Source organism: candidate division WOR-1 bacterium RIFOXYB2_FULL_36_35 (assembly GCA_001771505.1).
In the GTDB taxonomy this organism is placed as follows: Bacteria; Margulisbacteria; WOR-1; order XYC2-FULL-46-14; family XYC2-FULL-37-10; genus XYB2-FULL-36-35.
Genome location: MEUA01000044.1, coordinates 1 through 13,513 on the forward strand (window position 1 = coordinate 1; position 13,513 = coordinate 13,513).

Below are 13,513 nucleotides of genomic sequence, written 5' to 3' on the forward strand. Positions count from 1 at the left end.
ATGAAAAACTACGAAAAACAGCTCAAAAATGGTATAATTTCAACCATATGAATACTTTTGAAAAAGGTAGAAATATTTATAAAAAATTAAAAGCCAAGTTGGAGAAGAGCTCTAAAGGCAAAATTGTTGCAATTGAACCTGATTCTGGCGGTTACGTAATTGGAATAGATGAGCTTGATGCGGCACTGAAAGCTCAACATGAATTTCCAGGTAAAATTTTCGATTTTTTTCGCATAGGTTTTCCTGCTGTTCATAAATTTAGGCGCAAAAAATGGATGGAATAGTCAACTCAAATTTTGAGCCACTAATTAAAATCGGTTTGCTTGTTGAAAATAAAAGAAAAGACTTTGAGGCCGTCATTGATACTGGGTTTAATGGATTTATAAGTATCCCACAAAAAATAATAGAACTCACCTCTTGGCAGTTTATTGGATACGAAGCTTATGAACTAGCAAGCGGGGAAATAATCAAAGATAAGGTTTATTTAGGGGATATTTTGTTTTGTAAAAAGAAAAAATATACCTATATATTGTCAAATAAAACAAATGACATCTTGGTTGGAACTAAACTTTTTATAAACAAGGTTTTAACCATTAATTTTAAAAGCAAAAAAGTTGGAATCTCCGATGCATAATTATAAAAATGCACCATAAACACGACAACAATTTAGTGAATAAATATGACATTTGAGTTTGACGGTAAGAAATATAAAGCGGCTTCTGCTCACCAAAAAGAATGGGGAAGCAAATTGATTTCTGAATTTAACTTCAAAGGAAATGAAAGAGTCCTCGATCTTGGTTGCGGTGACGGCGCAATAACTGCTCAATTGGCAAAGCTTTTACCTTACGGGAAAGTGTTGGGCATTGATTCTTCTAAAAGTATGATTGAAACATCTGGAAATAGTTATAAATCTGACAACCTAACCTTTAAATTGAAAGATATTAATGATATTGATTTCAACAATGATTTTGATCTTGTTTTTTCAAATGCAACCCTTCATTGGATTAAAGACCATTTTAAGTTGCTCAATAAAGTTTATAAAGCGTTGAAGACTAATGGTGTAGTTCGTTTTAATTTTGCGGCAGACGGGAATTGCTCTCACTTTTTTAAAGTTATTAAAGAAGTCATGGCTCTTGATAAATATATAAATTATTTTAAAAATTTCGAATGGCCTTGGTTTATGCCGACAATAGAAGAATATCAGGCTTTAGCGAATAAAATGCCTTTTAAAGAAGAAAAGGTTTGGGGAGAAAATGCGGATAGGGTTTTCCCTGATGTTGATTCTATGGTTAAATGGGTTGACCAACCAAGCCTTGTCCCATTACTTGTATACGTGGATAAGAAAGACAAAGAGAGTTTTCGCAATGAAGTTGTTAATCGAATGATTAAAGAAACCATCCAAAATGACGGTAAATGTTTTGAAACTTTTAGAAGGGTGAATTTTTTTGCCAGAAGATAAGGTTTTGGTGTCAAGGATTTGCTGTCAAGGATTTGCTTGACGTTAAAACTTTAAAACGCTAAAATTCTTTTATAATGGCTATAACAAAAAAAGATGTAGAGCTACTAAAAGAAGTATTTGCTACGAAAGCAGATCTGGAAAGATTTGCTACGAAAGCAGATCTGGAAAGATTTGCTACGAAAAAGGAACTCAAAGAGCTTGAAGCAAAAGTTGATACTGGCTTTGACAGGCTGCTTACTGGCCAGGATAAAATTATTCGAGAGTTAGAAAAATCACGAGAAGACAGAATTTTTGCATTTGCAAAAGATAAAGAACAGGATTCAAGGCTAGATAATCTGGATGGACGTGTTAAGAAGTTAGAGACCGTAAACGCATAAAACTTCAAAATCATTGATAAAGTTTATTCATTTTTTCCTACATTTAAAATCCTCAAATCATCTTTAGTATATTTATTGTTGCCAGGCAAATTTCTTTTATATTTCCAGCATTGGATGGCCTCTTTTAATTTGCGAGTTGGATTGTCAGAAAAAAAATCTCGAATGTACTGATTGTACTCACATGATTTCATTATTTGGGGCTTATAACTTTTATCTTTTCTTCTCTCATATTCTGCGATCCATTCATTGATATAGTCTTTAAAAGTCATTTTAGGATGCTCTTTCATATGCTTCATCATATAGGCGGTAAAATGAAAATGCGGACCAATAACGGACTTGAAATATTTCCTGTATAGTTCTGAGCTAGTATAGTTATCAGGAATTTCTTCGTTAATGCTTTTTGGAGGCGTTTGCTTGATCTCTTTTGTTTTTTTATTGTTTTCGATGGGCGCTTGATGAGATTCTCCGGTTTTTAGGAAGTTTTCAACCCTAGCTTTTATATCCAGTTTTTGCCCTGTTATTTTTAGCCCATTGTCTCTGCAAAAATTTACTAATTCATCTTTTTCAAAATACCAATTGTTGAAATCTTTAAACGATATGTTTTTGTTTAATATTGGCCTTTTATTCATTGCTTTTTAAAATATATGAAGGATATGGCTCAATTCATAAAATCTTGTACTTTAATATCCGGGTGGTGATATCTTTTCCTTTTAGCTGTGCTTTTCCCGAATTGGATTGCTTCTTTTGGGCACCATTGTAGGCAACCTAGGCAATGTTCGCATTTGTGTTGCCAAACGGGTTTTCCCTCTATTAAGTTAATATTGTTAACTGGACAAACTTTGACGCAGATACCACAACTATTGCATCTGTCAGTGACCCAAAACTGTTTATCCATATTATTTATATTTTTTATTGATAATTTATAAATAACAGAAGAAAACAGGAGGTTTGTCAGGAAAAAGTTTTTTTCTATTTTTTCTATACGGTTGTTAATTGATTTTACAATTTCTTCTGTTTTTGAATTTTTATTTTTAAACATAGATAATTGCTTTTTTTCAGAAATTGCGCCGTACATAGGGGTATAATTCCCTGGCATCCTTACCCCAAACCCAGCATTCAATTTGCTTCCTTGCTCTTTTAACTGCTTTTCTACCTGCAATAGCGTTCCTGCAGGAAATCCACCATAGGTTGCAACGGCAAAAATATACTTGTCTTTAATGTTTTTAAATTTCTTAAGAAATTTTGAAACAATTACTGGCATTCCCCATATATAGACTGGAAAAACAATTCCAATTCTATCAGCAGAAAGGTCAAGTTCTTGATTGATTGTCTTAGGAATAGAAGAAACAACCGTCTCTCCCAATTTCTCGGCAAGCTCTCTTGCTACTATTAAAGAATTACCTGTAGATGAAAAATAATAAATTGTTGTTTTCATAAGGCTTAATTAAGCTCCCATATTAAAAAATTAAGGATCGAAGCAAAGCTTACCCAAAAAAGATAAGGCAAAAGAAGGATTGCGCTAACTTTCGAAACTCTCCAAAAACTGATGATTGTAAATAGGATTGCAATCCAAAGAAAGCCGATTTCTATTAATCCTGCAAGAGGAGAATGAAACCCAAAAAATAAAATTGACCATAAAATATTTAAGATTAATTGACCTGCAAAGAACCCAATGGCTATTTTGGTTTCTATTTTTTTCATATCTTCCTGTAAAACAAGGAACAACGAAATTCCCATCAAAATAAAAAGGGTTGTCCAGACAGGGGCAAAAATCCAGTTTGGAGGGTTTAACGCAGGCTTATTTAAGGTAATGTACCATGTCGAAATTGCCGGGGTTGTAAAAATTGAACCCACAAAACCCGCAAGAAGACAAACGGAAACGGCAACTAATAGTTTTATTGATTTAGCAATATTCATAATTGTTTTTTCTCCTTTTTTGAGATTATAGCGTTAGAATATTTTTTAATCAATTAGGGAATAGATTTTAGGAATGGGTTCTGTCTGTTGAAATTTCGCCATCATGGAATGAAAATTGCTGTATTTCATATATGAAATACAATCCAGGGGTACATCATCGACGATCAATTCGATTGAAAAATTATGATTATTCAAGGCCTGGATTTTATTTTGTTACCATTTGCACAAAAAATCGGGAATGTTTATTTGGTGAAATTGAAAATGGGGAAATAAAATTAACCCAATTTGGTGAAATTGCACGCAATACATGGGAATGGTTGGAAAAACAATATTATTATGTTGTATTGGATACATTTGTAATTATGCCAAACCATTTGCATGGTGTGTTAATTATCGACGACCATCGTCGTAGGGATGGTTCGCGAACCATCCCTACGACGCGAACCATCCCTACGACGCGAACCATCCCTACGACGATGACCATCCCTACGATGAATAATCCTGAAAAACGTAAACCATTGGGGCGGTTGATTGGGGCATTTAAAACCGTATCAACAAAATATATTAATCTATTGCGAAATACCCCGACCCAACAAATTTGGCAACATAATTATTATGAACATATTATCCGCAACAACCAATCATTAAAACGGATACGAAATTATATTGTAAATAATCCAATGAATTGGAAATTTAAATAACATTTAATTGAAATAGATTGAAAAATAGATATAATAATCTATAGAGATAAATAAATTTTTGAAGCCTATGAGTTAATCATGAAAATATTCGCAATATCAGGATCTCCTAGAGAAAATTCTTTTACCGACAAAATGTTAAATTCTTTTGTTGAAGGGTTGGGTGCGGCTGTACAAATTTCCAAGTTTTATCCCCATAAAATGGAAATAGGCCATTGCATTGGTTGTTTGACCTGTTGGACAAAAACAAAAGGCGTATGTTGTTTTAGAGATGATATGGATAAAATTCTGCCAGAAATTCAATCGGCAGATATTGTAATACTGGCCTTCTCTCTTTTCGTGGATGGTATTCCATCTCATGTGAAAAAAGTTTTAGACAGAATGATCCCGCTATTGAAAGGCGGTATGTATATTGATAAAGATGGCCACACAAGACATTTTATCCGTAAGCCAAAAACACAAAAAGCAATACTTATCTCTTCCTGTGGGTTTCCAGAATTAGACAATTTTAATGCGGTAAAAACCCACTTTGAAGCAATTTGTAAAAACACCCAATGGATCCCTTCAGGATATATTTTTATTCCTGCGGCAGGAGCAAAAGCAAGACCTCAAATAGCTAAAAAACTGGACATTATAAAGGAAGCTGGACGCACGCTTGTACAACAAGGGAAAGTCTCTGAAAGTTTGGAGCAGGAAATCGGCAAAGAGGTGATTGATAGAGATTTATACAGAGCCATAGCTACGGCCAATTTTGAAGGAAAACCTTTTGAAGTAATAAAAGGCTTATTTTCTGCTACAGTTTCGAGGTTTAAAAAGAAATAAAATGCAAGTCACTCCAACAAATTTTGCTGGTCGTTATGTAAGGATTCTGCCCCCAGAAATAGAACAAAGTCTTTCAAATGTTTACAGGGAACAGGGTTCTCAAATTATAAGAGTTCCTGTAGGAAGTACTATAAAAAATATAACTTTACAAGGCGGAGCATCGCATAACTCACGCTGGGCCTGCTTGAGAGGAGCTGTAATTAAATTTGCCCAAGAGAGAGAGGCTCCGATTCATATAGATGGGAGAAATTTTGTAGTCCCTTCAGGCCATGTGTTAATGGATTACCAAAGTTATCTTGATACAAAAAACAGAAACAATGGCAAAGAGATTCCACATAAAATAATAAAGGATATAAGCCCAGAAGATCTTTTCTTAGTTCATGCAAGTTATTCTCATCCCGATCAATTGTTTTTACCGCAGGGTACTTATACTGAAACGACCTTTATTTCAGATGATATCCCTTTTATTGGTCATATGAATTTCGAAGGCGAAAGATTATATTTAGTTGAGCAGTTATTGCCCGTAAGCACCCCATATAATATTCTAGAGGGGCTTTCTTCTCCTCCTATATCCATCATAGTTCAGTTGTCAGAGGGTGGTCATGTTTGTTTGGTTTGATATCAACCAATAATCTGTGTAAACTATATATGCGCCTATGATCTATAATTTTCACCTCAAACATGATAACCTTTTAATGTAATGCAAAAGCCTGGCAAAATTTATTTAGTCTTTAATAAGCCTTATGGAGTTTTATGCCAATTTACTGATGAAATGGGGCGCAGAACTTTGAAGGATTATATAAAGATTCCGGGGGTTTATCCTGTCGGCAGGTTGGATATTGATAGCGAAGGACTCCTTTTTTTGACAAATGATGGAGATGTTAATTCTTTATTAAGTAACCCGCGAAATAAAGTCTACAAAACTTATTTAGCTCAAGTGGAAGGGGTTCCAACCGATGAGATGCTTGGCACCCTGCGAAAAGGGGTTGTAATAAAAGGCGAAAAGACACTTCCCGCAAAAGTAAAAATATTGAGAAATGATCCAAAACTGTGGGAAAGAGAAAAACCTGTAAGATTTAGGGAAACAATCCCAACCTCATGGATTGAAATACAAATATGCGAAGGGAAAAATCATCAGGTTAAGAGGATGACCTCTGCTGTAGGCTTCCCCTGTTTAAGACTTATTCGTACCGGCATTGGACAGTTTTTTTTAGGTACTCTTATGCCTGGAAGATATACCGCAATAAAAAAACCTGTTAAAATTTTGGCTGTGGGCCACGATCTTCTTGCTCATTCTCCAAATACAAAAAACAACAAAAAGATTTTTTGAGCATTTTTCTTTAACGGATGAAGCGGGAATTGATCTTAACCCCGATGATCACAATCGGGGTTGATTTCTGAGTTCACCGTGAATAATCGGGGTTAAATTCATAATTTTTCATAATTTTTAATCGTGAAATTTCATTATGTCTCTTTCGAAATGTATAGGAAATGGTATATAAAAAGACAGTATCATTCAATTTAGATAAGATAATAGAAAGAAAACAGATAAAAGAGCTATATCAAAGCTTTAAAGAGATAAAATCTTCTGAGGATGTAACTTTAATTGAAAAATTTATCGCAGATGTTATAGCCTATGGATTTCCTTTTACAAAGAATATGCTGCACAAAGCTATGGTTGATCCTGCTAAACTTGCTGCTTTTGGTTGTTTTTTGAAAGGTTTAGCCTATTCTTCAGTTGGCACCATAATTGAGATGATTCAAATTCCTACAGCTACATTTAAAATGGGGAGTACTGATGACAAGGATGAACGACCGGTGAGAGAGGTCACTGTTTCTGGCTACAGTATAGGTAAATACCCTGTGGCAAACAGGGAATATAAAGAATATCTTGAAGATACAAATCAGGAAGTTCCAGCAATAGTGGCAGATCCTGCAAACGCTAATCATCCAGTTGTCAATGTTTCTCATTCTGATGGAGTAAAATATTGTAAATGGTTAAGTAAGAAGACAGGAAAAAATTATCATTTGCCAACCGAAGCTCAATGGGAATTAGCAGCAAGAGGGCAAGAGGGTCGCGAATATCCATGGGGAAATGAGTTTGATGCATCAAGATTGACATCTAGTGTGGATGGAAATAAAAAAGGAACAGAGCCTGTAGATGCTCATCCTGAAGGAGCAACTCCAGAAGGAGTAATGGGCTTAGCAGGAAATGTTTTGGAATGGGTAGCTGATTGGCATGGGAGACATGATCCTAATCAGACGAACAATCCTAAGGGGCCTGAAATTGGCTATTATAGGGTATTGCGCGGTGGTTCTTGGCTTGGCGACCGTCCGAATGACTTCCGCGGTGCGAACCGGGGCCGCTTTCGTCCAGAGTATCGCCGCAACACCTTTGGCTTCCGGGTCGCCATGGACTAATAAATTACACTTTTGTCTTTATCCCCTTATTCCTTATGGGGAGGTGGAGCTCCGCTTTCGCGGGGATGACAAATTTAAAAAACTGTCATTACGCAACACTCCCATGTAGTATAATTAGTATATGGGTTTTTCTCTTGGAATAGTCGGGTTGCCAAATGTTGGGAAGTCCACTCTTTTTTCTGCGCTATCGCATAACCAGGTTGATATACAAAATTATCCCTTTACTACTATTAAACCAAACGTTGGTATTGTTGCCGTTCCGGATGAGAGGTTGGCTTTTATTCATAAAAATCTTCAGTCTGCAAAGGCTGTTCCGACGACTATAGAGTTTTTTGACATAGCAGGATTGGTTAAGGGAGCACACAAAGGGGAGGGGCTTGGCAACCAATTTTTGTCTCAAATTAGAAATGTAGATGCTATAGCCCATGTTGTCAGGTGTTTTAAATCAGAGCAAATTACACATGTCAGCGGAACTCTTCAACCGATAAAAGATATTGAATTGATAGAAGCTGAACTTATCCTTGCGGATTTAGCACTAGTTGAAAAAAAGAGATTAGACTTAAAATCCCGCGCAAAAACAGGGGATAAAAAGATGTTGTCAGAACTTGATATTTGCGAAAAACTTGTGAAGCATTTAGGCGAGGGGCACTTGGCAATCCAATTTAATTTCCCGGATAATATGGAAGACTTAAAAATAGCACTCCCTCTTCTTACCTTTAAGCCTGTTTTATATGTCGCAAATGTAGATGAGTCCGGCAATATAGAAATGGTTGAAAAGATAAAAGAATTTGCTGCCCCCAAAGGTTTTTTTGTGGTTTCTATTTGTTCGAAGCTGGAATTGGAACTTGGGGATATGGACCAAGATGATGCTGAAGAGTATAGGAAATCATCTGGAGTGGATAAAAACGGTCTAGGAGCATTGATTTCTGTAGGCTATAAATTACTTGATCTTATAACATTTTTCACCTCAAATAATAAAGAATCCCATGCTTGGACAATTAAACGAGGAGCAACGGTACAGAAGAGTGCAGGCAAAATTCATTCTGATATGGAGAACAACTTTATAGCTGCTGAGGTCATTCATTTTAATGATTTTTCAATTTTTTCAAAAATTGAACTCCTTAAACAGAAGGGGTTGGTTCATCTTGAGGGGAGAGATTATATTATGTGTGATGGCGATATTGTTTATATAAGGTTTTCCTGATTATTTTTTTGAAATCATCTTAAATTTGTGCTATAATTAATCTTTGTTTAAAGAAGGGGGAATTGTCTTTGAGAGACTATGAAGCTTTAGTTATTTTAAAAAGTAGTGTTGGAGAAGATAAGTTAGAAGCATTTATTTCTCGCGCTAAGAAGAAGATAGAAGGGGCTGGGGGCGAATTTGTAAAAAGTGAGAAAATGGGGAATCGCAAACTTCCGTTTAGAATGAAGAAGCATAAACCCTCAAAAGATGGCATTTTTATTCTAATTAAATTTAAAAGTGATGGAGATGCCGTTTTTGCTCTAAGAGATGATTTTCGTGTTCAAGAAGATATTATTCGCCACATGATTTCTCGCATATCTGAAGAGCAAAAGATTTTAATCGAAGAGCCGGAAATAGCTGTTCCTGAAATGGCAAATTCTGAAAAGACAAAAGAGGCGGTTGATGGCGAGCGTCAATAGAATTATTTTGGCCGGAAGAGTCCTTTCAACTCCAGAATCCAGATTTTCAGTTGAGGGTGCTCCTATTTCTAAGTTTTGGATGGAAATAAATGGTGGCTTTAATCAAACGCCTGGACGCATTGAAGTTGTATGTTTTCAGTCTCTTGCAGAAGAAGTAAAGCAAGTTGTTAAAGATAAAATTGTCTTAACTGAAGGGCGTCTTCGCATTCGTTCTTATGAGGATCAATCCGGAAGCCGTAAATGGGTGACTGAAGTTTTGGCTACAAAAATTGTTGTTTTAAGTGCGTTAGATAAGAATAATGAGGTTGCTGCCTCTGTTCCTGCTTCTAGTGCTAGTATAGATACAAGCGGGTTTGAAGAGATTGAACCTCTCCCTGAGGAGGATTTGCCGTTTTGATGTACAATAGAGTTTTTCTCGTGGGGAACTTAGCCAGGGATCCTGAACTTCGTTATACTCCTGCAGGCGTTGCCGTTGCTAGGTTTGCAATTGCGGTAAATCGACCTAAAAAAGGTGGGGATTCTCAGGCTGATTTTATTTCCGTTGTGGCGTGGAGGCGTCTTGCTGAAATTTGTGCGGAATATTTAAAAAAAGGACGCCAAGTTGCAGTTTCTGGTCGGCTGGAAATTAGAACATTTACCGGAAAAGATGGACAGCCTAGATCTTTTTCTGAGGTTACTTTAGATGATATGCAAATGCTTGGAAAAAGAACAGATGAGCCTGGTAAGGCTGAAAATGTAAGCGTTAATAGCTCAGAAGAGCAGGCTGATGAAGAGATCCCATTTTAGGAGGTTTTTTTTGTTATGAATATTAAGCCAAAACTGAATAAAAAAAGGAAAAAAAAGATTTGTCTTTTTTGCGCGGATAAAAAAGAGCTAGATTATAAAGATCTCCCTTTTGTCCGTAAATTTATCTCTGATCGGGGCAAGATTCTTCCACGGAGAAATACAGGATGTTGTTCTTTACACCAAAGAATGGTTGCCAAAATAATTAAACGTTCTAGACATATCGGGTTAGTCCCATATACAGTAAGTTAGGAGATAAAAATGAAAGTAATCTTGTTAGAAGAAAACCGTGTGACAGATGTTGCTGATGGATATGCCAGGAATTATTTATTTCCGCAAAAGAAGGCTATTCTTGCTACTCCTGTCAACTTAAAAAAATTTGAAGCAAAATTAAAAGCTATGGAATCCTTCTTAGCTCAAAAGAAGAAAGAGGCGGAGGAGTTAGCCAAGCAGATAGAAGGAAAGTCTTTAGTTATTAAAGCTGAAACAGGAGAAGAAGGAAAGCTTTTTGGCTCTGTGACTGTTCAAGACATTGTTGATGAAATGAAAAAACAGCACGGAATTGACTTAGACAAGAAGAAAGTTAACTTAAATGATCACATAAAAACACTTGGTGAATATTCTGCAAGTGTTAAGTTCCATCATGCTGTAATAGCCCATATTAAAATTGTCGTTGAAAAGCTGTAGGCCTTTTAATTTTTTTTAAAGATCAATCTTTTAAAGCTTCGAAAATAAATTCTTCGGCTGTTTTTTTGTCTTTGCATTCGGCAAAAATGCGGATTATGGGTTCTGTATTAGAAGCCCTTATATGCAGCCATCCTGTCTTTCTTATAACTTTTACTCCTTCAGTTAAATCTAATGAATCTTTTTGAAATTTTATTCTTGCATTTTCTAAAAAATCCAAAGCTTCTTGCTGTGAATGACATTCTATCTTCTTTTTTATAAGAATGTATTGAGGTATTGTTGCGACTATCTCACTTAACTTCTTTTTTTGGGTTGCTAATAACATAAGAATTAATGCGATACCCGACAAACTGTCCCTGTTAAATCCGACTTCTGGGAAAATTATTCCTCCGTTCCCTTCCCCTCCGATAAGTGCCTTTTGTTCTTTTATTGCTTCGGCAACATGGACCTCTCCAATTTTTGTTCGCATTACTATGGCTCCAAATTCGCGGGCAATATTATCTATGGCAGAGGTTGTAGAAAGATTTGTAACTACTATTTTTCTCGAGGAAGAACTTGTTGCAAGAATGTATTTTGTGCATAAAACAAGAGTATATTCTTCAGAGATGGGGATTCCTTTTTCAGAAACTATTGCAAGTCTATCTGCGTCAGGATCTTGCGCAAACCCTATATCAGCCCTCTCCCTTTTCACAATTTCGGCAAGCTGTGTTATATTTTCCGGAGTTGGCTCTGCCCCTCTGGGAAAAGGGGTTGCTGGGGTGGTGTTAAGTTCTATTACTTCACAGCCTAATTTTTTTAAAAGTAAAGGAGTAATAATTGACCCTGCCCCATTGCAGGAATCTATTACCACTTTTAATTTTGCTTTGCGAATTTTATTTGATTTTATGACGCGTAAAATTCTTTCAATATGAATATCTGATGCTTTAGTGTAAGTCTTTGCGCTTCCTCCCGGGTTTTCATCAAAAGTTTTATTGTTATAAATTTCTAGAAGTTGTTTAAACTCTTTTGAGTTTAAAAAAATTCCGTCACTGCGTATAAATTTTAATCCATTCCATGGCTCCGGATTGTGAGAAGCAGTTACGATAAGCCCGCCTTTTGCTGAAAGCTCTTTAACCATTACTCCGACCGTTGGAGTTGTAGCTACTCCTAAATCTATTACTTTGCAACCACAAGATAGAAGGCCTTGAAGAATGATCCCTTTTATAAACTCGGAAGAACCTCTGGTGTCTGTTCCTACAACAATTGTTCCTCCTTGCATATAGGTTCCAAAGGCTTTTGCAAAAGCTAAGCAGACTTCTGGCGTTAAAAAATCGGGGACTGTTCCGCGTACTCCTGAAATAGAGATTTTTAACATGATATTGAAATATTATAACAGTTTGTTATATCATATGTCCATGTCAGTAGTATTTGGCGCTATCATGCCTCATCCTCCCATTCTTATCCCTGAAATCGGAGGAAAAAGGATAAAGGATGCGGCTTCTTCAGCAAAAGCGCTAAAAGAAATCGTAAACAGATTAAAAACAAAACAATTTGATTCTGTAATTGTAATAACTCCTCATGGGAATGTTTCTTACGTTTGTCTACCTGTTTATAGTAGTCCGGTTTTTGATGGTGATTTTTCAAGTTTTGGCGCGCCAAAACTTTCTTTTCATTTTAAAGGCGACGTAGAGCTTGCTTTAGCTATAGTCAAAGATAATCCCAACTTAACAGCAAGAAACACAGAAACATTTCTTGATCACGGGTTATTGGTTCCGCTTTATTATATTACTAACGGTGGAATTAATAAACCGATTCTTCCTGTTGCGGTGGCTTTATTTTCTTTGAAACAGCTTTTTGAGTGCGGGCAAATGATTGCCCGTGCAGCCCAAAAAATTGGTCGCCGCATTGCTGTGATTGCGTCGGCGGATATGTCACATCGATTAACAAACGATGCTCCGTCTGGATATCATTCCGAGGGGAAACGATTTGACGAAACACTTGTAAGCCTTGTTGAAAAATATGATGTAAATGGGATATTAAATTTTCCTCAAAAACTTGCCAATATTGCAGGCCAAGATGCTTTGTGGTCAATCGCCATATTATTAGGGGCGATAGACGGTTTAAATTTTAAACAAGAGGTTTTGTCCTATGAGGGGCCCTTTGGAGTAGGATATATGGTGGCTAAATTTGAGTAAAATAACTGATCTTGCAAAAAAAGCTATAGAGTCTTATGTTGAAAAAGGGGAGATAATCTCTCCTCCTTACAACCTAGACATTGAGATGCAGAAAAAGGCGGGAGTCTTTGTTTGCATAAAAAAAGCAGGAGCATTGCGTGGATGTATAGGGACTTTTGCTCCTACAAAAGAAAATGTTGCGGATGAAATTATTAAAAATGCTATAGACTCTGCATCTAAAGATCCCAGGTTTCCTAAAATAACAAAAAATGAACTTTCAGAGATATCGGTTTCTGTAGACATTCTGACCGATCCTGTTCGTGTAAAAAATATAAGAGAGCTAGATGCTAAAAAGTTTGGTATTATAGTAAAATCAGGCTTTCGACGGGGATTGCTTCTTCCTGATTTGGAAGGAGTTAATACCCCTGCCCAGCAGATTGAAATATGCCGGCGCAAAGGTGGAATTGGACTTGAAGAAGAGATAGAATTGTTTAAGTTTGAAGTCCGAAGATTTGAATAAGAATTTTAGTTGCTTGA

At 36.2% G+C, this 13,513-nt stretch carries 21 protein-coding genes; 17 read left to right on the forward strand and 4 right to left on the reverse strand.

Annotated features, from left to right (window positions below; genetic code table 11):
• The 4 genes from A2290_02330 to A2290_02345 all read left to right on the forward strand — a co-directional run.
• Window positions 1–284 (forward strand): hypothetical protein (locus A2290_02330; protein OGC14008.1); only part of this gene is annotated, 284 nt, incomplete at its 5' end.
• The gene (locus A2290_02335; protein OGC14009.1) at window positions 272–634 is read left to right on the forward strand and encodes a hypothetical protein; all 363 of its coding nucleotides are present in this window, start codon (window positions 272–274) and stop codon (window positions 632–634) included. The genes A2290_02330 and A2290_02335, both read left to right, overlap by 13 nt.
• A 45-nt stretch (window positions 635–679) precedes the next feature.
• A complete protein-coding gene (locus tag A2290_02340) occupies window positions 680–1,459 on the forward strand; it encodes a methyltransferase type 11 (GenBank protein OGC14010.1) in 780 nt (259 codons plus the stop codon).
• A gap of 74 nt (window positions 1,460–1,533) precedes the next feature.
• On the forward strand, window positions 1,534–1,836 hold the full coding sequence (locus tag A2290_02345; GenBank protein OGC14011.1) for a hypothetical protein: 303 nt from the start codon (window positions 1,534–1,536) through the stop codon (window positions 1,834–1,836).
• Window positions 1,837–1,859: 23 nt separating this feature from the next.
• Here A2290_02345 and A2290_02350 read toward each other — a convergent pair whose 3' ends face one another.
• From A2290_02350 to A2290_02360, 3 genes are read right to left on the reverse strand one after another with little or no spacing between them, the layout of a single operon-like run.
• Window positions 1,860–2,465, reverse strand: coding sequence for a hypothetical protein (locus A2290_02350; GenBank protein OGC14012.1), 606 nt, complete (start codon window positions 2,463–2,465; stop codon window positions 1,860–1,862).
• Window positions 2,466–2,494: 29 nt separating this feature from the next.
• Complete coding sequence (locus tag A2290_02355; GenBank protein OGC14013.1) at window positions 2,495–3,271, reverse strand: hypothetical protein; 777 nt, start codon at window positions 3,269–3,271, stop codon at window positions 2,495–2,497.
• A gap of 5 nt (window positions 3,272–3,276) precedes the next feature.
• Window positions 3,277–3,753, reverse strand: coding sequence for a TspO protein (locus A2290_02360; protein ID OGC14014.1), 477 nt, complete (start codon window positions 3,751–3,753; stop codon window positions 3,277–3,279).
• 131 nt (window positions 3,754–3,884) lie between these two features.
• Here A2290_02360 and A2290_02365 point away from each other — a divergent pair, with 131 nt between their 5' ends.
• From A2290_02365 to A2290_02415, 11 genes are all read left to right on the forward strand, one after another.
• Window positions 3,885–4,454 carry a transposase gene (locus A2290_02365; GenBank protein ID OGC14015.1) on the forward strand — a complete coding sequence of 190 codons (570 nt, stop codon included), beginning with the start codon at window positions 3,885–3,887 and terminating at the stop codon, window positions 4,452–4,454.
• 78 nt (window positions 4,455–4,532) lie between these two features.
• Window positions 4,533–5,273: a hypothetical protein gene (locus A2290_02370; GenBank protein OGC14016.1), complete on the forward strand. Its 741-nt coding sequence runs from the start codon at window positions 4,533–4,535 to the stop codon at window positions 5,271–5,273.
• A 1-nt stretch (window position 5,274) separates the two neighbouring features.
• The gene (locus tag A2290_02375) at window positions 5,275–5,892 is read left to right on the forward strand and encodes a hypothetical protein (GenBank protein OGC14017.1); all 618 of its coding nucleotides are present in this window, start codon (window positions 5,275–5,277) and stop codon (window positions 5,890–5,892) included.
• A gap of 81 nt (window positions 5,893–5,973) precedes the next feature.
• Window positions 5,974–6,603, forward strand: coding sequence for a hypothetical protein (locus tag A2290_02380; protein OGC14018.1), 630 nt, complete (start codon window positions 5,974–5,976; stop codon window positions 6,601–6,603).
• A gap of 161 nt (window positions 6,604–6,764) precedes the next feature.
• Window positions 6,765–7,694 (forward strand): hypothetical protein, encoded by a 930-nt coding sequence (locus tag A2290_02385; GenBank protein ID OGC14019.1) that lies wholly within the window; start codon window positions 6,765–6,767, stop codon window positions 7,692–7,694.
• A gap of 121 nt (window positions 7,695–7,815) precedes the next feature.
• On the forward strand, window positions 7,816–8,898 hold the full coding sequence (locus A2290_02390; GenBank protein OGC14020.1) for a redox-regulated ATPase YchF: 1,083 nt from the start codon (window positions 7,816–7,818) through the stop codon (window positions 8,896–8,898).
• A gap of 68 nt (window positions 8,899–8,966) precedes the next feature.
• Complete coding sequence (locus tag A2290_02395; GenBank protein ID OGC14021.1) at window positions 8,967–9,356, forward strand: 30S ribosomal protein S6; 390 nt, start codon at window positions 8,967–8,969, stop codon at window positions 9,354–9,356.
• Window positions 9,340–9,753 carry a hypothetical protein gene (locus A2290_02400; protein OGC14022.1) on the forward strand — a complete coding sequence of 138 codons (414 nt, stop codon included), beginning with the start codon at window positions 9,340–9,342 and terminating at the stop codon, window positions 9,751–9,753. Before A2290_02395 ends, A2290_02400 begins: the two co-directional genes overlap by 17 nt.
• On the forward strand, window positions 9,753–10,142 hold the full coding sequence (locus A2290_02405) for a hypothetical protein (protein ID OGC14023.1): 390 nt from the start codon (window positions 9,753–9,755) through the stop codon (window positions 10,140–10,142). The genes A2290_02400 and A2290_02405 overlap by 1 nt, the downstream gene beginning before the upstream one ends.
• A 15-nt stretch (window positions 10,143–10,157) precedes the next feature.
• Window positions 10,158–10,391: a 30S ribosomal protein S18 gene (locus tag A2290_02410; protein ID OGC14024.1), complete on the forward strand. Its 234-nt coding sequence runs from the start codon at window positions 10,158–10,160 to the stop codon at window positions 10,389–10,391.
• Window positions 10,392–10,400: 9 nt separating this feature from the next.
• Entirely contained in the window at window positions 10,401–10,826 is a 426-nt protein-coding gene (locus A2290_02415) for a 50S ribosomal protein L9 (GenBank protein ID OGC14025.1), read from the forward strand.
• 22 nt (window positions 10,827–10,848) lie between these two features.
• Here A2290_02415 and A2290_02420 read toward each other — a convergent pair whose 3' ends face one another.
• Window positions 10,849–12,177, reverse strand: a complete 1,329-nt coding sequence (locus tag A2290_02420; protein OGC14026.1) for a phosphoglucosamine mutase — start codon at window positions 12,175–12,177, stop codon at window positions 10,849–10,851.
• Between A2290_02420 and A2290_02425 the strand changes: the two genes are divergently transcribed.
• Both A2290_02425 and A2290_02430 read left to right on the forward strand, forming a co-directional pair.
• Window positions 12,176–12,997 (forward strand): AmmeMemoRadiSam system protein B, encoded by an 822-nt coding sequence (locus tag A2290_02425; protein ID OGC14027.1) that lies wholly within the window; start codon window positions 12,176–12,178, stop codon window positions 12,995–12,997. The genes A2290_02420 and A2290_02425 overlap by 2 nt on opposite strands.
• A complete protein-coding gene (locus A2290_02430; protein ID OGC14028.1) occupies window positions 12,975–13,496 on the forward strand; it encodes an AMMECR1 domain-containing protein in 522 nt (173 codons plus the stop codon). The genes A2290_02425 and A2290_02430 overlap by 23 nt, the downstream gene beginning before the upstream one ends.
• Window positions 13,497–13,513 lie beyond the last annotated feature (17 nt).